Source organism: Sphingobium sp. SYK-6 (assembly GCF_000283515.1).
Taxonomy (GTDB): domain Bacteria; phylum Pseudomonadota; class Alphaproteobacteria; order Sphingomonadales; family Sphingomonadaceae; genus Sphingobium; species Sphingobium lignivorans.
Window position 1 is genome coordinate 40224 of sequence record NC_015976.1, and the last position, 20779, is coordinate 61002.

The 20779-nt window shown below is 66.8% G+C and carries 20 protein-coding genes; 12 read left to right on the forward strand and 8 right to left on the reverse strand.

Going from position 1 to position 20779, the window contains the following annotated elements:
• Positions 1 to 16: 16 nt before the first annotated feature.
• Positions 17 to 1021: a tryptophan--tRNA ligase gene (gene trpS / locus SLG_RS00210; protein ID WP_014074372.1), complete on the forward strand. Its 1005-nt coding sequence runs from the start codon at positions 17 to 19 to the stop codon at positions 1019 to 1021.
• A 220-nt stretch (positions 1022 to 1241) separates the two neighbouring features.
• Positions 1242 to 1895, forward strand: coding sequence for a DUF4136 domain-containing protein (locus tag SLG_RS00215; RefSeq protein WP_014074373.1), 654 nt, complete (start codon positions 1242 to 1244; stop codon positions 1893 to 1895).
• 99 nt (positions 1896 to 1994) lie between these two features.
• Here the strand turns inward: SLG_RS00215 and SLG_RS00220 are convergent, their stop codons facing one another.
• The 3 genes from SLG_RS00220 to tsaD all read right to left on the reverse strand — a co-directional run bounded on the left by SLG_RS00220 (position 1995) and on the right by tsaD (position 5619).
• A complete protein-coding gene (locus tag SLG_RS00220; RefSeq protein WP_014074374.1) occupies positions 1995 to 3515 on the reverse strand; it encodes a lipopolysaccharide biosynthesis protein in 1521 nt (506 codons plus the stop codon).
• Between the two features lie 86 nt (positions 3516 to 3601).
• The gene (locus SLG_RS00225; protein ID WP_014074375.1) at positions 3602 to 4588 is read right to left on the reverse strand and encodes an NAD(P)H-dependent glycerol-3-phosphate dehydrogenase; all 987 of its coding nucleotides are present in this window, start codon (positions 4586 to 4588) and stop codon (positions 3602 to 3604) included.
• Complete coding sequence (tsaD, locus tag SLG_RS00230; protein WP_014074376.1) at positions 4585 to 5619, reverse strand: tRNA (adenosine(37)-N6)-threonylcarbamoyltransferase complex transferase subunit TsaD; 1035 nt, start codon at positions 5617 to 5619, stop codon at positions 4585 to 4587. The genes SLG_RS00225 and tsaD overlap by 4 nt, the downstream gene beginning before the upstream one ends.
• 330 nt (positions 5620 to 5949) lie before the next feature.
• On the opposite strand from tsaD, the gene hemC reads away from it, so the two are divergent.
• Genes hemC through SLG_RS00245 form a run of 3 tightly spaced genes read left to right on the forward strand, consistent with a single transcriptional unit; the run spans position 5950 to position 8545 of the window.
• A complete protein-coding gene (gene hemC / locus SLG_RS00235) occupies positions 5950 to 6891 on the forward strand; it encodes a hydroxymethylbilane synthase (protein WP_014074377.1) in 942 nt (313 codons plus the stop codon).
• A complete protein-coding gene (locus tag SLG_RS00240) occupies positions 6888 to 7571 on the forward strand; it encodes a uroporphyrinogen-III synthase (RefSeq protein WP_014074378.1) in 684 nt (227 codons plus the stop codon). The genes hemC and SLG_RS00240 overlap by 4 nt, the downstream gene beginning before the upstream one ends.
• Before the next feature lie 17 nt (positions 7572 to 7588).
• Entirely contained in the window at positions 7589 to 8545 is a 957-nt protein-coding gene (locus tag SLG_RS00245; RefSeq protein WP_014074379.1) for a hypothetical protein, read from the forward strand.
• A 15-nt stretch (positions 8546 to 8560) separates the two neighbouring features.
• Here SLG_RS00245 and SLG_RS00250 read toward each other — a convergent pair whose 3' ends face one another.
• On the reverse strand, positions 8561 to 8956 hold the full coding sequence (locus tag SLG_RS00250; RefSeq protein ID WP_014074380.1) for an acyl-CoA thioesterase: 396 nt from the start codon (positions 8954 to 8956) through the stop codon (positions 8561 to 8563).
• Between the two features lie 107 nt (positions 8957 to 9063).
• On the opposite strand from SLG_RS00250, the gene mutM reads away from it, so the two are divergent.
• The gene (gene mutM / locus SLG_RS00255; RefSeq protein ID WP_014074381.1) at positions 9064 to 9873 is read left to right on the forward strand and encodes a bifunctional DNA-formamidopyrimidine glycosylase/DNA-(apurinic or apyrimidinic site) lyase; all 810 of its coding nucleotides are present in this window, start codon (positions 9064 to 9066) and stop codon (positions 9871 to 9873) included.
• 53 nt (positions 9874 to 9926) lie between these two features.
• The gene (locus SLG_RS00260; RefSeq protein WP_014074382.1) at positions 9927 to 10553 is read left to right on the forward strand and encodes a Pr6Pr family membrane protein; all 627 of its coding nucleotides are present in this window, start codon (positions 9927 to 9929) and stop codon (positions 10551 to 10553) included.
• A gap of 45 nt (positions 10554 to 10598) precedes the next feature.
• Here the strand turns inward: SLG_RS00260 and SLG_RS00265 are convergent, their stop codons facing one another.
• Positions 10599 to 12380, reverse strand: coding sequence for an aminopeptidase P family protein (locus tag SLG_RS00265; protein ID WP_014074383.1), 1782 nt, complete (start codon positions 12378 to 12380; stop codon positions 10599 to 10601).
• A 292-nt stretch (positions 12381 to 12672) separates the two neighbouring features.
• Between SLG_RS00265 and SLG_RS00270 the strand changes: the two genes are divergently transcribed.
• The 3 genes from SLG_RS00270 to SLG_RS00280 all read left to right on the forward strand — a co-directional run bounded on the left by SLG_RS00270 (position 12673) and on the right by SLG_RS00280 (position 17116).
• Positions 12673 to 13134 (forward strand): PAS domain-containing protein, encoded by a 462-nt coding sequence (locus SLG_RS00270; RefSeq protein WP_014074384.1) that lies wholly within the window; start codon positions 12673 to 12675, stop codon positions 13132 to 13134.
• A 39-nt stretch (positions 13135 to 13173) separates the two neighbouring features.
• Positions 13174 to 14949: an SLC13 family permease gene (locus SLG_RS00275; RefSeq protein WP_014074385.1), complete on the forward strand. Its 1776-nt coding sequence runs from the start codon at positions 13174 to 13176 to the stop codon at positions 14947 to 14949.
• 94 nt (positions 14950 to 15043) lie between these two features.
• Positions 15044 to 17116, forward strand: a complete 2073-nt coding sequence (locus SLG_RS00280) for a S9 family peptidase (RefSeq protein WP_014074386.1) — start codon at positions 15044 to 15046, stop codon at positions 17114 to 17116.
• A 17-nt stretch (positions 17117 to 17133) separates the two neighbouring features.
• On the opposite strand, the gene SLG_RS00285 is transcribed toward SLG_RS00280, so the two are convergent.
• Positions 17134 to 17394, reverse strand: a complete 261-nt coding sequence (locus SLG_RS00285; protein ID WP_014074387.1) for a hypothetical protein — start codon at positions 17392 to 17394, stop codon at positions 17134 to 17136.
• Positions 17395 to 17516: 122 nt separating this feature from the next.
• Here SLG_RS00285 and hisN point away from each other — a divergent pair, with 122 nt between their 5' ends.
• Complete coding sequence (hisN, locus tag SLG_RS00290) at positions 17517 to 18299, forward strand: histidinol-phosphatase (RefSeq protein WP_014074388.1); 783 nt, start codon at positions 17517 to 17519, stop codon at positions 18297 to 18299.
• Between the two features lie 276 nt (positions 18300 to 18575).
• On the opposite strand, the gene SLG_RS00295 is transcribed toward hisN, so the two are convergent.
• Entirely contained in the window at positions 18576 to 18767 is a 192-nt protein-coding gene (locus SLG_RS00295; protein WP_051003821.1) for a YMGG-like glycine zipper-containing protein, read from the reverse strand.
• Positions 18768 to 18851: 84 nt separating this feature from the next.
• On the reverse strand, positions 18852 to 20150 hold the full coding sequence (locus tag SLG_RS00300; protein ID WP_014074390.1) for a dipeptidase: 1299 nt from the start codon (positions 20148 to 20150) through the stop codon (positions 18852 to 18854).
• 147 nt (positions 20151 to 20297) lie between these two features.
• On the opposite strand from SLG_RS00300, the gene SLG_RS20130 reads away from it, so the two are divergent.
• On the forward strand, positions 20298 to 20762 hold the full coding sequence (locus SLG_RS20130; RefSeq protein WP_148276448.1) for a hypothetical protein: 465 nt from the start codon (positions 20298 to 20300) through the stop codon (positions 20760 to 20762).
• Positions 20763 to 20779 lie beyond the last annotated feature (17 nt).

Below are 20779 nucleotides of genomic sequence, written 5' to 3' on the forward strand. Positions count from 1 at the left end.
GAAAGCGGATCGATCCATGCGCGTGCTCTCCGGTATCCAGCCGACCGGCAATCTCCACCTCGGCAATTATCTCGGCGCGATCCGCAACTGGGTCGCCATGCAGGACAGCATGAGCGGTGATTCGCGCTGCTTTTTCTTCCTTGCGGACATGCACTCGATCACCGTGCACGAGACGCGCGAGCAGCGCCTCGCCAATGTGCGGGACATGACGGCTGCGCTGGTGGCTTGCGGCATCGATCCCGATCGCTCCGTGCTGTTCAATCAGGCCCGGGTGCCGGCCCATGCCGAGCTGTGCTGGCTTCTGTGTGGCACGGCGCGGATCGGCTGGCTCAATCGCATGACCCAGTTCAAGGACAAGGCGGGCAAGAACCGCGAAGGCGCGAGCGTGGGCCTGTATGTCTATCCGGTGCTGCAGGCGGCCGACGTGCTGCTCTACCAGGCGACGCATGTGCCTGTCGGGGAGGACCAGAAGCAGCATCTCGAGCTGACCCGCGACGTGGCGACCAAGTTCAACACCGATTTCGGCGTGGAGCTGTTCACGCTGCCCGATCCGATCATCCCGAAGGAAACCGCGCGGATCATGAGTTTGCGGGACGGCTCGGCGAAGATGTCCAAGTCCGATCCCAGCGACATGAGCCGGATCAATCTTACCGACGACAATGACATGATCGCCCAGAAGGTGCGCAAGGCGAAGACCGATCCCGAGCCTCTCCCTTCTGACGCCGCCGGACTGGCCGGCCGGCCGGAGGCGATCAATCTCGTGGGAATCTACGCCACCATGATCGGCTCGACGCCCGACGCGGTCTGCGCGCAGTTTGCCGGGCAGGGCTTCGGCGCGTTCAAGCCTGCGCTGGCGGACCTGCTGATCGAGAAGCTGGCGCCGATCCGGCAGCGTTATACCGCGCTCAGGGCGGATTATGGCGCGCTCGACGCCATTCTGGCCAGCGGTGCGGAGAAGGCATCGGCCGCGGCGGAGCCGACGCTGCGCGGCGCTTATGAAGCCATGGGCCTGATGCGCTGACCGTCCGATCGAAAGCATTTTCGGGTCCGGGCTGGAACGCCGACCGGATGGTCCGCCTGATCGCGCGCCGGGGCCTGCGGGTATCGGGGCGGCGTCTCCAACGGCCCTCCGCTGCAACCGGAAAATCATTCGCGCATTCAAGTGGAGTTCATTTGCACCAAGGCAATGTGCTCCCTACTTCGTCTACAGGGCATCGGACGCCCGAGAAACGGACAAGATCATGACTTTCAAGCGCACTCTCCTGATCGCCGCGGCCTCTGCGCTGGCGCTGGGCGGCCTTTCGGCCTGCTCGACATCCTTCAAGGCAGACGTGGCGCGCTTCCAGCAGCTTCCGCCTGCGCAGGGCCAGAGCTTCACTGTCCAGCCGGCCGACCAGCGGCTCGCCGGCAGCCTGGAGTTCCAGCATTATGCCGATCTCGTTGCGCAGAGACTGACCGACCAGGGCTATACGCGTGCCACGGATCCCGCCGCGGCGCAGCTCGTGGTCCAGCTCGATTATGATGTCGATCGCGGCACCCAGCGCATCCGCTCGACCGGCTTCGGGCGCGATCCCTTCTTCTACGACCCGTTCTTCTATCCGGGCTATTATCGCGGCTGGCGCGGGCGCTACATGATGGGCTGGAATGATCCCTTCCTCTGGGGCCCGGGCTACAACGACATCGAGAGCTATCTGGTCTACCAGAGCCGGCTGAACATGCGGATCAACCGCGCGGCCGATGGCGAGCCGCTTTTCGAAGGCACGGCGCGCGCGCAATCGGTGAGCAACAAGCTCACTTATCTCGTGCCCAACCTGATCGACGCGCTGTTCACGGGCTTCCCCGGTCGGAACGGCGAGGAGGTCAAGGTGACCGTGGCTCCCGAACCCCGCAAATAAGGACGGCGCCGGCTCGCCCGGCCGTCCATTTCTCCAGCGCGCGACAGGGCGACCACTCGCCTGTCGCCACCGGCTGCCATGGCCGGCGCGGTGCGCTGGTCAGGCGTTCGCCGGGTCCTGCAAGGCCTTCTTGCGGAACAAGGTGCGATCGGCATCCTTGAAGGCGAACCGCCAGATCAGCAGGCTGTAGACGCCCAGCATCGCCGGGATGCCGATCACCAGCTCGATCCACTCGAAGCGCGCGGGCAGCAGCGTGAGGCTCATGCCGGCGATCGCCACGACGAGTCCGCAGATCACGAGACTGGCGCGCCAGATGCGGACCCGCTCGTGCAACAGGCGCCCGAGCAGCCACGATTTGGCCAGCGCGCCGCAGGCCAGTGCCAGTGCCAGCGCCAGCGCCGGCATCGCCGCGATGTAGAGGTCCGGCAGGGCAAGGCGTCTCGCGGCCAGGATCAGGAGGACGGTCAGCCCGGCCTGCAAGGCGATCGCGAGCACGGAGATGGTGAGATTGCGCATGCGGGCGAGATAGACCAGCGCCGCTTCGCTCACGACCGCGGGTGCGGCCAGCACCTCGGCTGCCAGCAGGCAGGCGAGCGCAATCGCGCCGCCCACGAACGTCGGGCCCACCAGTCCCATCACCGCTTCGCCGGGAATGCCCAGCGCCAGTGCCACGCCCAGCTGCGCCGCGACGATCCAGAAGCCGACCTGACTGACCTGCCGGGCAATCGCCGCATGATTGCCCAGCCGGATGTTGCGCGTGATCACCGGGCCCAGAATCGGCTCGAAGCTCGTCTTGAGCTTCTGGGGCAGGGACGCGACCTGCTGCGCCACATAATAGATGCCCACGACATAAGGCGTGGCGAACAGGCCCAGAATCGCCAGATCGAGCCTGCGGCTCCCCCATTCTATGGCATCGGCCGCGGCCAGCGGCAGGTTGCGGATCGCGAGATGCCAGAGCCGTCCCGGATGGGGCCGCCACTCGCGCGGCAGGCCGTAATGGCGCAGCAGCGGCCAGAGCGATGTCGCGAAGGCCGCGAGCATGGCGAGGACATAGGCCAGGATCAGTCCGTCCCGGGCCGAGTAGAAATAGAAACCCAGCGACGCGATGCTGATCGTCCAGGGCTCCACGATGGACCGGGCCCGGACGGATGCTGCGATATTGAACTGATAGGCGCAGCCCGCCAGCGCGATATCCGTCATCGCAATGGCGATCACGATGAGCGGCAGCAGCCGGTCCAGCCCGTTCAGTCCGCTGTTGGGGAACATCGCTTCCGGAAAGATCAGGAGCAGCCCCGCCGTCGCGCAACTGCCGATGAGGCACAGCAGGAGCGCGTCCGCGACCACATGCGACTGGGGCCGCGCATCCTTCGCCAGTTGCTCGGCGAGCCCGCGCTTGAGGCCAAAGGTCGCCAACTGCGCGGCGAACTCGATGACGAGCACCGCATAAGCGAAGCGGCCCAGCACGGACGCGCCGTAGAGCCGGCCGGCAATGAACAGGAACGGCACGCGCGCCGCGAGGCGCAGCACGAAGCCGAACACATTGGCCCGCCCGCCCTTGGCGAGCGCCGCGATGTCGTCCCCCTCGGTCCGTTCGACCGGATCCCCCGCCTTCTGGCTCATGAAAGGCGCTCCCCGACGCCATCCGCAGACGCGCGCATGGCTTTCATAAGGGGAACTCGGCACTGACGCAAAGTCTCCGCCTCCCCTTATTCCGCGCGCAAGGGGCGTGAGAGAAGCGTGCGGATGGCATCGTCCACGTCGAGCGTGCCGGCGATCAGGGCGCAAACCGCTGCCGTGATCGGCATGTCGATGCCGCGAAGCCGGGCGGCCTCGAGCAGCACCGGCGCCGTGAACGCCCCTTCCGCCACCGTGCGGCGATCCGCCAGCAAGTCATGGGCCTTGCGCCCCTCGCCCAGTTCCTTCCCGAGCGTATAGTTTCGCGAGCTCGTCGAGGAGCAGGTGAGCACGAGATCGCCGAGACCGGAAAGCCCCGCAAGCGTCTCCAGTCGCGCGCCACACGCGAGCCCGAAGCGCGTCATTTCCGCAAAACCACGCGCGATCAGCGCGGCGCGGGCATTCTGTCCGAGCGCCGCTCCCTCCACCACGCCGCAGGCGATGGCGAGCACATTCTTGACCGCGCCGCCGATCTCGGCCCCCGCCACATCGTCGGTCACATAGGGGCGGAACGCCGGCTGGGCGATCCACTCCGCCAGCGTCCGGGCCAGCGCTTCGTCTTCCGCGGCGAGCGTGACGGCCGTCGGCAGGCCCGCCGCAACTTCATGCGCGAAGGTCGGGCCGGACAGCACGGCGACCGGGGAGCCGGGCATGGCCTCGCGCGCGACCTCGTGCATGAACTTGCGCGAATGCGCCTCAATACCCTTGGCGCACAGGATGAGCGGCTGCCCATGCGGCGCGAAACCGGCGAGGACCGCGCGCATATGCTGGGCGGGCGTCACCACCAGCAATGCCGCCGCGCCGTGCAGCGCGGCAGGATCGTCCGTCGCCCGGACGAGCGCCGACAGGGGACGGCCCGGCAGATAGACCGGATTTTCATGCAGCGCGTTGATCGACTCCACCACCGATCGGTTGCGTGCCCAGAGCGTGACCGGGCGGCCGCCCGCGGCCAGCACCTGCGCAAGCGCCGTGCCCCAGGCCCCGCCGCCGATCACCCCGATGGGTGCCTCCATGCTCATGCTTTCACTCCGGCCCCGCGCACGGCTTCCGCCGCCGGATCCAGTGGCCAGCGGGGGCGGGCAGGGAAGGACAGCGGATCGTTCGCACCTTGGGCGAACCGTTCGGCGCCGGCCCATGCGATCATCGCGGCATTGTCCGTGCAGAGCCAGAGGGGCGGCGCCACGAAGGGCAGGCCATGCTCGTTCGCCAGCTGCTCCAGTCCGCTGCGCACGGCCCGGTTCGCCGCCACGCCGCCGGCGACGACCAGCGCGGTGGGCGCATCCGCGACCGCCAGCGCGCGCCGGGTCCGGTCCACGAGGCAGTCGACGACAGCTTTCTGGAAACTCGCGGCAATGTCCGTATCACGCCATTGCCCGCTCTGCACCGCGCGCATCACGGCGCTCTTGAGCCCCGCGAAGGAGAAATGCGGCTCGGCGGTGCCCACCAGCGGGCGCGGGAGTGGGACGGTCGCGGCATCGCCCTGCGCGGCGAGTGCTTCCACTTTCGGTCCCCCCGGCATGCCGAGCCCGAGCAGCTTGGCGGTCTTGTCGAAAGCTTCTCCCGCGGCATCGTCGATGGTCGTCGCGCGCCGGCGGTAATCGCCCACGCCGCGCACTTCGAGAAGCTGGCAGTGCCCGCCCGAAACGAGAAGGAGGAGATAGGGAAAGCGCAAGGCGGGGTCGGCGAGGCGGGGCGAAAGGGCATGGCCTTCCAGATGATTGACCGCGATCAGTGGCTTGCCGGCGGCGTGGGCAAGTGCCTTTCCGGTCACCAGCCCGACCATGACGCCGCCGATGAGGCCGGGGCCGGCGGTGGCCGCAATGGCATCGACATCGGCAAGGCTCATCCTGGCATCAGCCAGCGCCGCCTCGACGAGCGGGATCAGTGCCTCGACATGCGCGCGCGCAGCGATTTCCGGCACCACGCCGCCATAAGGACGGTGCGCGGCTTCCTGCCCCGCAAGGCGGTGCGCGATGATCGTCCTGTCGTCGGCCACCAGCGCCGCCGCCGTCTCGTCGCAGCTCGATTCCAGGCCAAGGATGATGGGCATGTATTTTCCTGTAGAGCCCCGAACGGCGAGAGCAACCCACACGGTCTGAATTGAACGCTTGCGTGTCCCGGAACCAACATGGGTGCGGGGCGCCCGCATTTCCATCGGGGGACGGGCGGCGCCATCCTGCACGGCATCGAAAAGCGGCTCTCCCCGTTCCGGCGAATGGTCTAGGGCTGATCGACGTTCAGATGATGGCGTGACGAAAATGGTGGTTTTCCGGGACCCGGCGCGCAGCGTACTCAAGGTACGTGAGCACCGGAAGCCCGGGAAAGCGCCATTTGCAGGCCGCTAGCGCTGAATGGCGATTAGCCCTAGAGGGTCGCAGCTATGACCAGCCTCTTCCCCGATCCCGACCGGCCCTTCCGCCTTGGTACGCGCGGCTCGCCCCTGGCGCTCGCCCAGGCGGAGCTGACCATCGCGGCCCTGATCGCCGCGCATGGCTGGCCGCGCGAAGCAATCCGCATCGTGACGGTCTCCACCAGCGGCGACCGCATTCAGGACAGGCCGCTCGCCGAGCTTGGCGGCAAGGCGCTGTGGACGAAGGAGCTGGATCGCGCCTTGCTGGAAGGCGAGATCGATTGCGCCGTGCACTCGATGAAGGATGTGGAGACGATCCGGCCGGAGACGATCGCCATCGCCGCCATGCTGCCGCGGGCAGCCACGCAGGATCGCCTCATCGGCGCCCCGTCCATCGCGGCGATCCCCGAGGGTGCGGTGATCGGCACGAGCTCGCCACGCCGGGCGGCGCAGATGAAGGCGTTGCGGCCGGATCTCCGCACGAGCCTGCTGCGCGGCAATGTGGCGACGCGCCTTGCCCGGGTGGACAGTGGCGACATCGATGCCACGCTGCTTGCCGCGGCGGGGCTCGACCGGCTCGGCCTTGGCGACGTGGGGACGACGATTCCGCCGGAAACGCTCCTGCCGGCTGTGGCGCAAGGCGCGGTCGGCATTGAATGCCGGGCGGACGATGCCGTGGCCCGCGGCCTGCTTCAGGCGATCGGCGATGCGGCCACCGAGGCCTGCGTGCGTGCCGAGCGCGCGCTGCTGCTGGCGCTCGGCGGAAGCTGCCACAGCCCCATCGCGGCACTCGCGCAACTCGACGGCGGCAGGATCCGCCTGCGCGCGCAGATTCTGAGCGAGGACGGCTCCGAACAGGTGAGCCGCGAGACGATGCTGCCGGCGAACGCTCCGGAGGCCGGTGCCATGGCGCTCGGCAAGGAACTGCTCGACGAAGCCAGCCCCGCGCTGCGGGCGCTCTTCCATCCATGAAGCGCCCGCTCGTGCTGTTGCGCCCGCAGCCGGGCAACGATGCCTCGGCCAAACGCGCGCGGGCGCTTGGCATGGACGTCATACAGATCCCCCTGTTCGAGATTGCGCCCACGCCGGCCACCGCGTTGCCGGACGGGCCTTTCGACGCGCTGCTGGTCACCAGCATCAATGGCGCGCGTCATGGGGAGGCCGTGCTGCGCCAGTTCGCGGACCTGCCCGTCTTCACTGTCGGTGACGCGAGCGCGCAGGCCGTGCGGGACGCGGGCGGGCAGATCGTCATCACGGGCCAGGGCGATGCCGCCTCGACAATCCCTCTCATCCGGGCGGCGGGGCATGGCCGGGTTCTGCATCTGTGCGGGGACCATGTCCGGCCGTTCGATGCGATGGGGATCGATGTCGTCCGCCATGTCGTCTATTGCAGCGAGGCACGCGACATGCGCCCCTTCGCGAAGCTGCTCGCGACGTTGCCGCCCAGCGTGATCGCCGTGCATTCGCCGCGCGCGGGACGGCGGCTCAATGCCCTGATGCCGCCGCCCTGCCGCAACCATGTCCTGCTCGCCATCAGCGAGGCGGCGGCGAAGGACAGCGGCGGGGGCTGGCGACAGGTCCATGTCAGCCCGGCTCCGGACGATACGGCCTTGCTGCGCCTCGCAACCTCGCTATGTATGGGCACTTCTTGAGCGATCTGGCAGGACGCATGGCAAGCAATCCACCGGACGGCAGCGGCAACATCCCAAGCGCAGAGCCGCGGAAACCTGGCCGGACCCGGCTGGTCATCGCACTGACGTTGCTGGCATTTGTCGGCGGGCTGGCAGCCATGGCCTGGGTGATGGTGCATTGGCGTGGCGGTCTGGGCTTTGGCGATGAGGCGAGCGGCCCGCCCGCTGCTGCCGCGCCAGGCGCCGCGCAGACCGGCGTTGCACCCAGCGACCCGGCGATCGACATCACCGCCGCCATGCGCGCCATCCGTTCACCGCGCGAAGTGCTCACGGCCGATCAGCAAAGCGCGCGCGTCCTGGATCTGGATCAGCGGCTGGCGCGAATCACGATCGCGGCGCAGGCTGCGTCCGGCTATGCAAATCGGGCCGAAGCGATGATGGTCGCTTTTGCGGCCCGACGCGCGCTCGATGCGGGCAAGCCTTTGGGCTATGTGGAGGGCCAGTTGCGTCTGCTCTTCGGGGATGCCCAGCCCCGGGCGGTGGCGACGATCGTGAATGCCGCCGAGGAGCCGGTCACGCTGCCGGCATTGCGGGCCGGCCTCGAGGCGATCGGGGGTGCTGTCGAACGCGGCAGTCCCGGCGAGAGCTGGTGGGCGGTCACGATGCGTGAGCTCCGCGGGCTTGCCGTCATCCGTCATGCGGAAGACCCGTCCCCTCAGCCCCGGCAGCGGATCGAGAGGGCCCGCCTCAATGTCGAATCCGGCCAGATGGAGGCCGCGATCATGGAAATCGAGGCGCTGCCCGCTCAGCCGGAGATGGCGCGATGGCTGGAGCAGGCTCGCCGCTACAATGAAGCGCATCGCGCGCTCGACGTGATCGAGGCCGCTGCCATTCTCGAGCCACGCGCCGCTCCCATGGTCGCGCCGACCTCGCAACCGCCCGCCCAGACGCCCGCGCCTTCCGCTACACCGGCGCCGACGCAGTCGCCGGGCTGATCGGGCGGCAAAGGGTCAGGCGAGGAAGATCGCGGCGAGATCGGCCGGAACGCGCATGAGCCGGCCGGACGCCAGATCGATCATCGCCCAGGTCGTGCGGGCCGCCACGCGAAGCTTCCCGTCCGCGCCAAAGAACTCCGTCACCCTGTCAAAACGCGCGCCGCGGGGCGGGCCGTCGATTTGCGTGACGGCTTCGACTGTTCCGCCCTGCCGCACATTGCCGCGATAATCGATCTCGTGCCGGGTCACGACCCAAGCGACGCGCTGCTGCACGTCCATCGGCGCCAGGGCCTCCCAGTGGTGTGTCGCGACAATCTCCATCCACCGGACCCAGACGGCATTGTTGACGTGCCCCATCACATCGATGTCCTCCGGCTGCGCAACGAACGTCATTCTGAAAGCCGTGCTCATGGTGTATTTCCTAAAGCCTCCCGGCCCCCAGACATACACAAAAGGAGACCGCATGGCTGCGTGACTGTCGCTGGCGCTGCCCCGCTCCGGAGCGTAAGGAAGCGGTCATGCCCGAACTGCCTGAAGTCGAGACAACGGTTGCCGGCCTGCGGGCCGTGCTCCAGGACGCGGAACTCATCGAGGTCGAAACGCGCCGGGCGGACATGCGGTTTCCCTTCCCGGAGGATCTGCGCCAGCGGCTCACCGGCGCCCGGGTGACCGCGCTCGGCCGCCGCGCCAAATATGGGCTGATCGATACCGATCGGGGTGACACGATGATCTTTCATCTCGGCATGTCCGGCCGCTGGCGGATCGATCCGCTGGAGATCGGCAAGCATGACCATCTCCTCCTCGCGACCGCCCGGCACCGGCTGGCCCTGCACGATCCTCGCCGGTTCGGCTTCGTCCAGCTCACAGAACGCTCGGCCCTGGCGGCTTTCCCGGCCTTCGTCGCGCTCGGGCCGGAACCGCTCGGCGAGGCCTTCGATGCCGATTATCTGGCGGCGGCCTTGATGGGCCGCGCAGCGCCGATCAAGGCGATGCTGCTCGATCAGCGGATCGTTGCGGGGCTCGGCAACATCTATGTGTGCGAGGCGCTCAACATGGCGGGCATCGCGCCGACCCGGGCGGCCGGGCGCATTGGCAAGGCGCGCCTGGCACGATTGGTCGACGCCATTCGCGACGTGCTCCAGGCAGCCATCGCGGCCGGCGGCTCCACCCTGCGCGATTATGCGCGACCGGATGGCGAGCTCGGCTATTTCGCGAAGGACTGGCGCGTCTATGGGCGGGAAGGCCTTGCCTGCGTCTGCGGCGGCATCGTGAGACGACGACTCGATTCCGGCCGGTCGACCTTCTATTGTGCGGCTTGCCAGCGATAGGCCGGCTACGGCAGATCGACGAAACGGAAACGGGGCAGGGAGAGGGAACAGCCATGATGAGATGGCCTGCAACAGCGCGGCTGGCCGCAATGCTGGTGGCGCTCGTCGCCCTGTCCGGCCTGTGGATACAGTTCACCGTCTCGCTCGCGAAGACAGGGTCGCCGCAGGCGGCTTTGTGGACCATGGCGGGCTTCTTCACGATCATCGGAAACAGCATCGCGGCGCTGCTCTTCCTGGCCGTGGCGCTGCGAGGCGCCAGCGCGGCGCGGCCGGGCGCGCTTGGCGGCATCACGCTGATCACTGGCCTGATCGGCGTCGTCTACACCCTGATGCTGCGCCGCACGGAGCATCTGGTCGGTGCGGGGCAGCTGGCGAATGCGCTCCTGCATTATGTGATGCCGCTGCTTGTCGCGGCTTACTGGCTGGCCTTTGCGCCCAAGGGAAAGCTCAACCGGATGCATCCGCTGGTCTGGATGATCATCCCTCTGGCTTATTTCCCTTATGCGCTCGTTCGGGCGACAAGCGATGGGCGCTATGCCTATCCGTTCATCGACGTGACCAGCCTCGGCTGGCCGCATGTCATCGTGAACGCGCTCGTCATCGCGGTCGCCTATCTGCTGGCCGGTCTCCTGCTCGTCTGGCTGGACCGGATGATGGCCCCTCGGCCACCATCCGCCTGACGGTCTCTCGCGGGTTTTGCGCGGCCGGGCATTCCCGGCGACCGATCACAGCGGCGCGCACGCCCTTTCCAGCCAGGCCTTCGCCTCTCCTTCGAGCTGCGGACCGATGATCGCGAGCGTGCGGGCGTGATAATCGTCGACCCATTGCCGTTCCGCGGGTGTCAGCATCTCGGTGACGATGAGGCTGCGGTCGATCGGCGTGTGGCTCAGCGTTTCAAAGCCGTAGAAGGGCTTTTCCGCGCCGGGGATGTCCGCATCCACCACCAGCACGAGATTCTCGATGCGGATGCCGTAGGCGCCGGTGACATAATAGCCGGGCTCGTTGGAGAAGATCATGCCGGGAAGGATCGGCTCGTCGGTGCCTGCGCCGAACGTGCCGATGCGCTGGGGGCCTTCGTGAACCGAGAGGAAGCTGCCCACGCCATGGCCGGTGCCATGCGCATAATCGAGGCCTTCCGCCCACAGGAACTGGCGGGCCAGCACGTCGAGCTGGTTGCCGCGCGTGCCGGCCGGGAACTTCACGCTCGCCAGCGCGATGTGCCCCTTGAGCACCAGCGTGAAGTTGTGCCGCATCTCCTCGGTCGGCGTGCCGATGGCCATGGTGCGGGTGATGTCCGTCGTGCCTTCGCGATACTGGCCGCCGGAATCGACCAGAAAGAGCGTGCCCGGCTCGACCGGACGATTGGTCGCCTCGCTGGCCTTGTAATGGACGATCGCGCCATTGGGGCCGGAGCCCGAGATGGTATCGAAGCTGAGGTCGACCGCGCCCATCTCCTCGCGATAGCGCTGGAGCTGGTCGGACGCGCTGATCTCCGTCTGCTGCCCGGTTGGCCCCTCGATCGAGAGCCAATGCAGGAATTTCGCCATCGCCGCGCCGTCCAGCGCCTGGGCCTTCTTCTGCCCGGCGATCTCGACCTCGTTCTTGATCGCTTTCGGCAGGATCGTGGGGTCCCGCACGGCGCGGACGCTGGCACCGGCCTTGTCCAGCGTCTCGAAGATGGCGGCAACCGCCCGGTCGGGGTCCACCGCGACGGTCCTGCCGCCCAATGCCATCAGCGCCTGGGTGAATTCGCTCCTGTCGCGCAGCGTGACCGCGTTGCCGAGATGCGCCTGCACATCGGCGTCGATCTTCTCCGGCGCCACGAACAGTTCTGCCCGTCCGTCCGCATGTACCAGGGCATAAGCGAGCGCGACCGGTGTCCGCGCGACATCGGTGCCACGGATATTGAAGGTCCATGCGATGGAATCGAGCGCGGTGAGCACCGTAGCGTCGACATCCTCGTCCTTCATCCAGTCGATCACCTCGGCCCGCTTCGCGGCGCTGCTCTTGCCGGTATAGGCATCTGCCTGCGCGATCAGGCGCGCCTTGCTGGGCTCGGGCTGGTCATCCCAGACAGCGTCCACGGGGTTGGCAGAGACCGGCACCAGCGTGGCGCCCTTCTTGGCCAGCGCCTTCCCGGCGTCCTGCACCCAGCGGCGCGTATGGAGCCAGGGATCGTAGCCGATGCGTGCGCCAGCCGGCGCATGCTCGGCCAGCCAGGCCGCGATGCTGGTCTGCGGCACGCTCTGATACTGCCATTGCCGTCCATCGACCTGGTCGCGCACTTGCAGCGTATAGCGGCCATCGACGAAGATGGCGGCATCCTCGGGCAGCACGACGGCGCTGCCCGCGGAACCCAGGAAGCCAGTCAGCCAGGCCAGTCGCTGCGCATAGGCGCCGACATATTCCGAGAGATACTCGTCTGTGAGCGGCACGACGAAGCCATCGAGCGACTGTCGCGCGAGTTGATCCCGCAGGGCTTTCAACCGGTCTTCATGAGTGGACATCGCAGCTATCCTGTCTTCAATTCGGTCCCCGGAAAAGCGCGATTCGACGCCGTTTCTTGTCGAGACTCGGGGGTCGGGCGGGCGCCCTATCAGGCAACGAGCCCTAACCGCTTGTTAAGCTGCTGATCAATAGGCTAGGGCTGATCGACCTTCAGATGATGGCGTGACGAAAATGCTGGTTTTCCGGGACCCGGCGCGCGGCGTACTCAGGTACGTGAGCACCGCAAGCCCGGGAAAGCGCCGTTTGCAGCCCGCCCGCGCTGAATGTCGATTAGCCCTAGGCCAGCATCGAATGACCGCAGTCAGTTCTCCGCCCCATCCGCTCACGCACAGCTGGCCTCTCTTCGAGGCCCCGCATCGCTTGCCGCCCCGCGCCCTGGGCGCGCCGGTTCAGGCCGGGCGGCACTGGCAGGAGGATGAGGCCGTGGGCCTGTGGAGTTGCCGGCTCTGCGATGACAGCCTGTGCTGGTCGCCGGCCGTTCACGATCTCTTCGGCCTGCCGAGGGACGAGGCCATCCGCAGGCCATTCGCGGTTTCGCTGTATTTGCCCGACTCGCGCCGCGCGATGGAAGGGCTGCGGCGTCATGCGATTGACCATCAGCGGGGCTTCACGGCCGATTGCCGTATCCGCCGCCCGGATGGCGATGTGCGCTGGATGCGCCTCACGGCCATCCCGGTCCTTTGCCAGGGCCGGGTGGTGCGCCTCGCCGGGACGAAACAGGATGTGACGGTCGATTATGACGGGCCAGGTTGAACGGCAGATGCCTCATCGAAACAGCGGGACGGAACGGCCATGACTCCTGATGCCCTGTTCGCCGTCCTGGAGCCCTACAAGCCGTGGATCGGCATCGTCATCCTTGTCGGGCTGTTCGCTGCCTTCATTCGTGAACGTTATCCTCCCACGGTCATCGTGGTCCTGGGCGTCTGCGCCTTCCTCGCCACCGGCCTTCTGGACAGCGCTTCACTGCTGCAGTCCTTCGCCAATCCCGCTCCGATCACCATCGCATCGATGTTCGTGCTGTCGGCGGCCCTGATGCGCACCGGCACGCTCGATCTGATCGGCAACTGGATCGTCGCGCGCGCGCGGCAGCATCCCATCAGGGCGATCGTGGAACTGATTCTGGGCCTGTTTGCCGCAGCGGCCTTCATGAACAACACGCCCGTCGTGGTCATCATGATCCCGATCGTGCTGCGCCTTGCCGCCGCCATCGACGTCTCGGCCAAGAAGCTGCTCATTCCGCTCTCCTATCTCGCCATGCTGAGCGGCACGCTCACCCTTGTCGGAACATCGACCAATCTTCTGGTCGATGGCGTGGCACGCGATCTCGGGATGGCGCCCTTCGGCATCTTCGAGATCACGCCGGTGGGCATCGTGGTCGCGCTGGTCGGCACGCTCGCCTTGTTTGTGCTGGGGCAGTTCCTGCTCCCCGGCGGGGAGATGGCGCCCTATCACAGCGATGGCGACCGGATGTTTCTGAGCGAAGTGCGCGTCCCGCGCGACAGTCCGCTGATCGGAAAGTCCGCAGGCCAGATCGGTGCCCTCAAGCGCGCGCGGGTGATCGCGATCCATCGCGGCGGGCAGCGCGAGGAAGATCCCGATCGGCCCCTGATGGCGGGGGATCGCATCACTATCCGCGCCAAGCTGGCCGACCTGATGACCTTGCGGAGCGAGAAGGACATCGAGCTGGGCTTCTCGATCGTCGGCGGCGCGCGCGCCGATGCGCCGGTGGTGGTCGAGGCCATCATCGCGCCGGGGCATCCGAGCATCGGCGCGCTGATGCGGGATATTCCGTTCCTCAGCGCACAGCCTGTCCGCCTGCTTGGAATCACGCGGCATCGCCACGATCCGGGGCCAAGCCTGACGGAAAGCCGCATTCGCGCCGCCGACACCGTGCTTGTCACCGGCTCAGCGGAAGCCATGAACGCCCTGCGCGAGAACCCCAATCTTATCGGGGTCCAGGAAACGGAAGGGGTCGCTTTCCGGCCCACCAAGGCGCCTGTCGCCATCGGCGCGCTCGCTGCCGCCGTCGTGCTATCCGCGCTCGGGCTGGTGCCCATCATGATCGCGGGATTGATGGCTGTCGGGGTCGTTCTTGCCGCGCGCTGCATCGATGGCGACGAAGCCTGGGCTTCGATCAACGGCGATGTCCTCGTCCTGATCTACGGCATGTTGTGCGTCGGCACAGCACTTGAGCGGGCCGGGAGCATCCGTCTGCTGGTGGAACAGCTCACGCCTTTCCTGAGGGATCTCAGCCCCATCATGCTGCTGTTCGTCATCTATGCCTGCACGAGCCTGTTGACCGAGGCGATCAGCAACAATGCCGTCGCCGTCATCATGACGCCTCTCGTCATCGGGCTCGGGACCGGGCTGGGCGTGGATCCCAGACCCCTCATCATCGCAGTGATGTTCGCGGCCTCAGCCAGCTTCGCGACGCCGATCAGCTACCAGACCAACACGATGGTCTATGCCGCGGGCGGCTATCGCTTCGCCGATTTCATCAGGATCGGCCTGCCCATGAATTTCGTGGTTGGCCTGACCACCTGCCTGGCGCTGACATTCTTCTATTGAACGGCGGCGGTCGTGTGCCCCGCCGCACCGACCGCAGCCGCAGGCCCCGGCAAACACCATTGAGCCCGCGGGACGGGACGCCTATCTGCGTTTCATGAACGACATTCCCCGCCCGCCGATCGCGGCGCAACGCCCCCATCAGACCATCCATCACGGCCGTACCCTTGAGGACCCCTGGGCATGGCTGCGCGATCCCGGCTATCCGGACGTCACCGACCCGGCGGTGCTCGACTATCTCAAGGCCGAGAACGCCTATTTCGAGAGCCATATGGCCGCCAAGAAGCCGATGGTCGACGCGCTGTTCGCGGAGATGAAGGCGCGCATCAAGGAAGAGGATCGCTCGGTCCCGCAGAAGGATGGGGACTATGTCTACTGGAGCAGTTTCGAGACCGGCGAGCAGTATCGCCGGCACTGGCGCCGCCGGGTGGGCGCCCCCGAGGATGGTTCAGCCGACGAACTGATCGTGGATGAGCCGGCGATGGCCGCCGGCAAGGATTATTTCCGGCTGGGCGGCGTGGCGATTTCCAACGATGACCGGCTGCTGGCTTATGCCGTCGATGACAGCGGTGCCGAGCGGTACACCGTGCGCATCAAGGATCTTGCGACCGGCGAGATCCTGCCGGACGTCATTCCGGACGTGCTGTCCGCGCTGGTCTGGACGCAGGATGACAGCGGCCTCGTCTATGCGCCGGCCAATGCCCAGTGGCGCACGGATCGCGCGATGCTCCATCGCCTCGGCACCGGCGCGCAGGAAGATGTGCTTCTCTATCACGAAAAGGACGAGGGCTTTCGGGTCTCGGTCGGCCTTTCGGCGGCGGAGGACTGGATCATCATCGCCACTGGCGATCATGTGACGAGCGAGGTTCGGCTTGTGCCCGCAACTGACCCGCAGGCGGCGCCCGTCCTCGTCTCGGCGCGGGTGCCGGAGCGGGAATATGATGTCGATGTGCACGGGGAGTGGCTCTACATTCGCACCAATGACACGCATCCCAACTTCCGGCTGGTGCGCGCGCCTCTCGCTGCGCCCGATCGCTGGGAAGAAGTGCTGCCGCCTTCCGACCATTTCTATCTGACGGACGTCAGCCTCTTTCGCGATTTCTATGTGACGGAAGGCCGGGAGAACGGCCTCGACCAGATCGAGATCCGCGACTACGCGACGCATGCCGCGCGCCGCATCGACTTTCCCGAGGCGAGCTATGTCGCCGGGCTCGATGACAATCCGGAATATCATGTCACCAAGCTGCGCATCAGCTATGAGTCCATGGTCACGCCGGACACGGTCCTCGATTACAACCTGGCGGACGGACATCGCGAGATCCTGAAGGTCCAGGAGATTCCCTCGGGCTTCGATCCCGCGCTCTACGCGACGGACCGCCTGCTCATCCCGGCCCGCGATGGAACGTCGATCCCCGTCTCCATCCTCCATCGCCGGGATTTCCCGATGGATGGCTCGCGCCCCCTCTATCTCTACGGATATGGCGCTTATGGCATTGCCATCGAGCCGGGGTTCGGAACCACGCGCCTGAGCCTCGTCGATCGCGGCTTCGCCTTTGCCATCGCGCATATCCGCGGCGGCGATGATCTCGGCCAGCAATGGTACAAGGACGGCAAGCTCGAAAAGCGCACCAACACGTTCAACGATTTCGTTGATGTGGCAAAGGGCCTCATCGCACAGGGCTACACGTCAGCCGGGCGCATCGCGACGTCGGGCGGATCGGCGGGCGGTGAGCTCATGGGCGCGATCGTGAACAGCGATCCCGAGCTGTGGGGCGCCGTCGTCGCGCATGTGCCCTTCGTGGACGTGCTCAACACCATGCTGGACGAAACGCTGCCGTTGACGCCGGGTGAATGGCCCGAATGGGGCAATCCCATCGAGGACGCCGCTGCTTATGACCTGATCGCCAGCTATTCGCCCTATGACAATGTGAAACCGCAGGTCTATCCGCCCATGCTGGTGACGGCCGGCCTGAATGATCCGCGCGTGACTTATTGGGAGCCCGCGAAATGGGTGGCGAGGCTGCGCGCGACCAAGACGGACGACCATCTGCTGCTGCTCAAGACCAACATGGAAGCCGGCCATGGCGGCAAGTCCGGCCGGTGGGAATCGCTGCGCGAGACCGCGGAGGAGTTTGCTTTCATTCTCTGGCAGCTGGGGGTGGACGCCTGAGTCCCGCGACGCGCCTCTCAGAGCCAGGAGGGCCAGGGGAGTAGGAGCGGCGTCGCCAGGATCAGTGCGAGCGCGAGCAGGAAGCGTCGCTTGCCGGGGATGTCCAGAATGCCCGCGAGGAGGCCGTTCTGCGGCGCCCACAGAAAGGGGCAGGCGAGAACGGCGAGAGCGGCAAGGCCGGGCGCCAGCACGTCTGCCCCCGCGAGGCGCCTGTCGGCGCCCAGCGCGAGGCTGGAAAGCGTGAAGACGATGGTCAGCAGCCATGACAGCTGGCGCATGTGAATTCCCCGGTCTGCTCGTGCAGAGAACGGATGCGCGGCGGCGGGCTTAAATCGGGCAGGCCGGCCGCCGGGCCGCATGGGGCATGGCCTCGCGGCCCGAATCGGGCTAGGCGCAGGCCATGTCCCTCACCGATGACCTCGCTCTCGCCCAAGCCCTGGCTGACGCCGCCGGTGCCGCCATCCGCCCCTTTTTCCGCGCGCCATACGAAATCGAGGCGAAAACCGATGCCTCGCCCGTCACCGAGGCGGATCGGGCTGCGGAACAGGCCATGCGGCGGCTGATCGAGGCGGAACGTCCGCGCGACGGCATCATCGGCGAGGAGTTCGGCGCCGTCCGGGAAGCCGCCAGCCGGCAATGGGTGCTTGATCCGATCGACGGCACGCGCAGCTTCATCGCGGGCCGGCCCATCTTCGGCACGCTCATCGCGCTCATGCAGGACGGCTGGCCCGTGCTTGGCATCATCGACCAGCCGATTAGCGGCGAACGCTGGGTTGGCGCCGTCGGGCATGGCACACGCCTCAATGGCGTGCCGGTAACCACGCGCTCATGCCGCGCGCTCGACCAGGCAATTCTCGCCACCACCGGCCCGCAATATTTTCCGGGGCACAGCGCCGAGCATTTCTCGGTTCTCGGCGGTCAGTGCCGCGACACCATCTGGGGCGGCGATTGCTATAATTACGCGCTGCTGGCCACCGGCCATGTCGATATCGTGGTCGAGGCGGGGCTGAAGCTCCATGATATCGCCGCGCTCATTCCCGTGGTGGAAGGCGCTGGCGGACAGATGTGCGATTGGCGCGGGGAACCGCTCACTCAGGACTGCGAAGGCGACGTGATCGCTCTCGGCGACCCGGCGCGCCTCGATGATGTCATCGAGGCGCTTTCGCACCACCCATCCCACTGATCGCCCCACCAGCCCGGGGAGTCGTCGACCGGGCCAACCAATGGCGGTTCAGTGCATGCAGCAGTGCCCGGGCCGCTGGCGCACAGCGCCGTGCCTTGTTGCGGAGCGACCGATCCTGCCATGCTCGGGCAGGAACCGGTGATTCGCCCGCGTAATCCATCCTGTTATCATTGCCCAAAGCCCGCAGGCTCGGCGAGTCCATTCGGATATGGAAGGTCCAGAAACAGGACGGCAAGAGCTCAAGAGTTCATCCGTGAATCGTCTCGCCGTGAGCCATCAATCGTCGATGACGGTGCCTACGACGGCGCCCGCCGCGCCGCCGACTGCAGCGCCCTTGCCGACATTATTGCCTGTCACGGCGGCAGTACCCGCGCCAGCCGCTGCGCCGATGCCCGCGCCCCGCAGGGTCGAGCAACCGCTCACGACGAGCGCGCCAGCCATGGTCAGCAGGATGCAGACCTGTTTCATCACGTCCTCCATCAGCTAAACTGTTGATTGGAGAACGCATTGTCCCCGTTCACGTTCCCGCACGGGGGCGTCGGGGAGGCTGCCTCAGCGTTCGTCCAGCGCCTTGAGCGTCGCTGTGGCCGGCGGGTCATTCGCCATGGAGGCAGCCACTTTCTCGGCCTGCACCATCACGCGAAGCATGTTGCCCCCGGCGAGCTTCGCGATGTTCTCGTCGCTCCATCCGCGCTTCATCAGTTCCAGCAGCAGGGGCGGGTAGCTTTCCACGCCGTCCATGCCCTCCGGCAGCGCGGGCAAGCCATCATAGTCGCCCCCGAGGCCGACATGATCGTGGCCGGCCACCTTGGCGATATGATCGATATGGTCGGCGACCATCTGGACGGTCACCTTGGGCTCCGGATTGGCCTTGAGCCAGTCATCCATGGCCGCCTTGGCCCGATCCGGCTGGCCGATGAAGATACCGCCGAAGGGGGGCTGATTGTAGAGCGCCTGTTGGGCCCCCTGCTCGGCGCCCCACACGCGGCGCGGCTCGGAAATATAGTTGGGGGCGAAGGCCACCATCACGATGCCGCCGTTTTCCGCTACTTTCCTGAGCACGGTGTCGGAGACGTTGCGCGGATGGTCGCAAAGGGCTCGCGCGCTCGAATGGGAGAAGATGACCGGCGCCTTGCTGGCCGCGATCGCGTCGAGCATGGTCGCTTCGCTTACGTGGGAGAGGTCCACCAGCATGTTCAGCCGGTTCATCTCGCGGACCAGCGCGATGCCGAATGGCGTCAGCCCGTCATGCTGAGGGTTGTCGGTCGCGCTGTCGGCCCAGCTGATGGTCCGGCTATGCGTCAGCGTGAGATAGCCCACGCCCAGTTCTGCATAAGCGCGCAGGACGGAGAAGCTCTCGTCGATCTGGCCGCCGCCTTCCGCGCCCATCAGCGAAGCCACCTTGCCCGCCTTGTGGGCCGCGCGCACCTCCGCCGCCGTCCGCGCAAGCGCGAAGTCCTGCGGGTAGCGGCGCACGATCGCTTTCACCAGGTCGATCTGCTCGAGCGTCTTCTTGACCTGTTCCAGCGGCGGAAGATTGGCCGAGACATAGACCGACCAGAACTGGCCGCCGACCATTCCCTGCCGCAGCCTGCCGATATCGGTATCATAAGCGACCGGATCGAGCTTCCGGAGATCCAGCGTCCAGCGCTTGTCTCCCGCCTCGCTCACCAGCGTGCCGGGCCAGTCATTATGGCCGTCGATCAGCGGCGTTGCCTTCAATATCTTCTGCAGGCGGGGCCAGTTGGGATCACTCGGGTCGGCCGGCGCCGCCATCGCGGCAGAAGAGGCGACGAGCGCACCGGCGGTGGCCAGCAGAGCGGCGGCGAGGGGAAGAGGGGTCCTGAGCATGGCGGCATTAGAGCAGGACCGTCGGAGGCTGGAAAGTGCCAAAAGCGCGGCAGGCGGAGAATGGCTTTCGTCCCGATAACCAATGCCGGCAGCATTTCGTTCGCCAGCATCGGGCGAGAGATGTCGCCCGATGGGAAAATCAATCTGATGCACCAAATCGCAAGCCTGATCGAAGACCATGACCTCATGGAGGCGCTGGCGGACCGGCTGATCGCCATGGCGCGCCCCGGTCAGGGCGAGGCGGCGCAGTGCCATGCCTTGCTGACCGATCTGGCCCAACGGCATGCCGCCCACCAGGCAGTGGAGATGGAGTTCCTCCGGGTCGACCGCTGTCGCCCGGCCTCCCCCTTCGACCGGGAAGTCGCCTTGTTCGAAGCCCAGTTCGGCACGCTGGACGAAAGCTGGAGCGATTATCTGGGGCGCTGGAGCGTGAATCGGATCGCGGCGGAGCGGCTGGCTTTCTGCAGCGAAACCATGGACATGATGACGGCTCTCAAGCTGCGCTTCGCCTGCGAGAACGAGCTGCTCTATCCGCTTGCGCTGGAGGCCGGTCGCATTGCCTCCACGCCGGCGCCGCCACCTTCGTCACTGCCGCGCTCCCTGCAACTCTGAAGGCCGAGGGCCCTTCC

What these genes read in the sequence shown, in the direction of transcription:
- trpS (WP_014074372.1), top strand. Translation starts at nt 17, where the DNA reads ATGCGCGTGCTCTCCGGTATCCAGCCGACCGGCAATCTCCACCTCGGC.
- SLG_RS00215 (WP_014074373.1), top strand. Translation starts at nt 1,242, where the DNA reads ATGACTTTCAAGCGCACTCTCCTGATCGCCGCGGCCTCTGCGCTGGCG.
- SLG_RS00220 (WP_014074374.1), bottom strand. Translation starts at nt 3,515, where the DNA reads ATGAGCCAGAAGGCGGGGGATCCGGTCGAACGGACCGAGGGGGACGAC.
- SLG_RS00225 (WP_014074375.1), bottom strand. Translation starts at nt 4,588, where the DNA reads ATGAGCATGGAGGCACCCATCGGGGTGATCGGCGGCGGGGCCTGGGGC.
- tsaD (WP_014074376.1), bottom strand. Translation starts at nt 5,619, where the DNA reads ATGCCCATCATCCTTGGCCTGGAATCGAGCTGCGACGAGACGGCGGCG.
- hemC (WP_014074377.1), top strand. Translation starts at nt 5,950, where the DNA reads ATGACCAGCCTCTTCCCCGATCCCGACCGGCCCTTCCGCCTTGGTACG.
- SLG_RS00240 (WP_014074378.1), top strand. Translation starts at nt 6,888, where the DNA reads ATGAAGCGCCCGCTCGTGCTGTTGCGCCCGCAGCCGGGCAACGATGCC.
- SLG_RS00245 (WP_014074379.1), top strand. Translation starts at nt 7,589, where the DNA reads ATGGCAAGCAATCCACCGGACGGCAGCGGCAACATCCCAAGCGCAGAG.
- SLG_RS00250 (WP_014074380.1), bottom strand. Translation starts at nt 8,956, where the DNA reads ATGAGCACGGCTTTCAGAATGACGTTCGTTGCGCAGCCGGAGGACATC.
- mutM (WP_014074381.1), top strand. Translation starts at nt 9,064, where the DNA reads ATGCCCGAACTGCCTGAAGTCGAGACAACGGTTGCCGGCCTGCGGGCC.
- SLG_RS00260 (WP_014074382.1), top strand. Translation starts at nt 9,927, where the DNA reads ATGATGAGATGGCCTGCAACAGCGCGGCTGGCCGCAATGCTGGTGGCG.
- SLG_RS00265 (WP_014074383.1), bottom strand. Translation starts at nt 12,380, where the DNA reads ATGTCCACTCATGAAGACCGGTTGAAAGCCCTGCGGGATCAACTCGCG.
- SLG_RS00270 (WP_014074384.1), top strand. Translation starts at nt 12,673, where the DNA reads ATGACCGCAGTCAGTTCTCCGCCCCATCCGCTCACGCACAGCTGGCCT.
- SLG_RS00275 (WP_014074385.1), top strand. Translation starts at nt 13,174, where the DNA reads ATGACTCCTGATGCCCTGTTCGCCGTCCTGGAGCCCTACAAGCCGTGG.
- SLG_RS00280 (WP_014074386.1), top strand. Translation starts at nt 15,044, where the DNA reads ATGAACGACATTCCCCGCCCGCCGATCGCGGCGCAACGCCCCCATCAG.
- SLG_RS00285 (WP_014074387.1), bottom strand. Translation starts at nt 17,394, where the DNA reads ATGCGCCAGCTGTCATGGCTGCTGACCATCGTCTTCACGCTTTCCAGC.
- hisN (WP_014074388.1), top strand. Translation starts at nt 17,517, where the DNA reads ATGTCCCTCACCGATGACCTCGCTCTCGCCCAAGCCCTGGCTGACGCC.
- SLG_RS00295 (WP_051003821.1), bottom strand. Translation starts at nt 18,767, where the DNA reads ATGAAACAGGTCTGCATCCTGCTGACCATGGCTGGCGCGCTCGTCGTG.
- SLG_RS00300 (WP_014074390.1), bottom strand. Translation starts at nt 20,150, where the DNA reads ATGCTCAGGACCCCTCTTCCCCTCGCCGCCGCTCTGCTGGCCACCGCC.
- SLG_RS20130 (WP_148276448.1), top strand. Translation starts at nt 20,298, where the DNA reads ATGCACCAAATCGCAAGCCTGATCGAAGACCATGACCTCATGGAGGCG.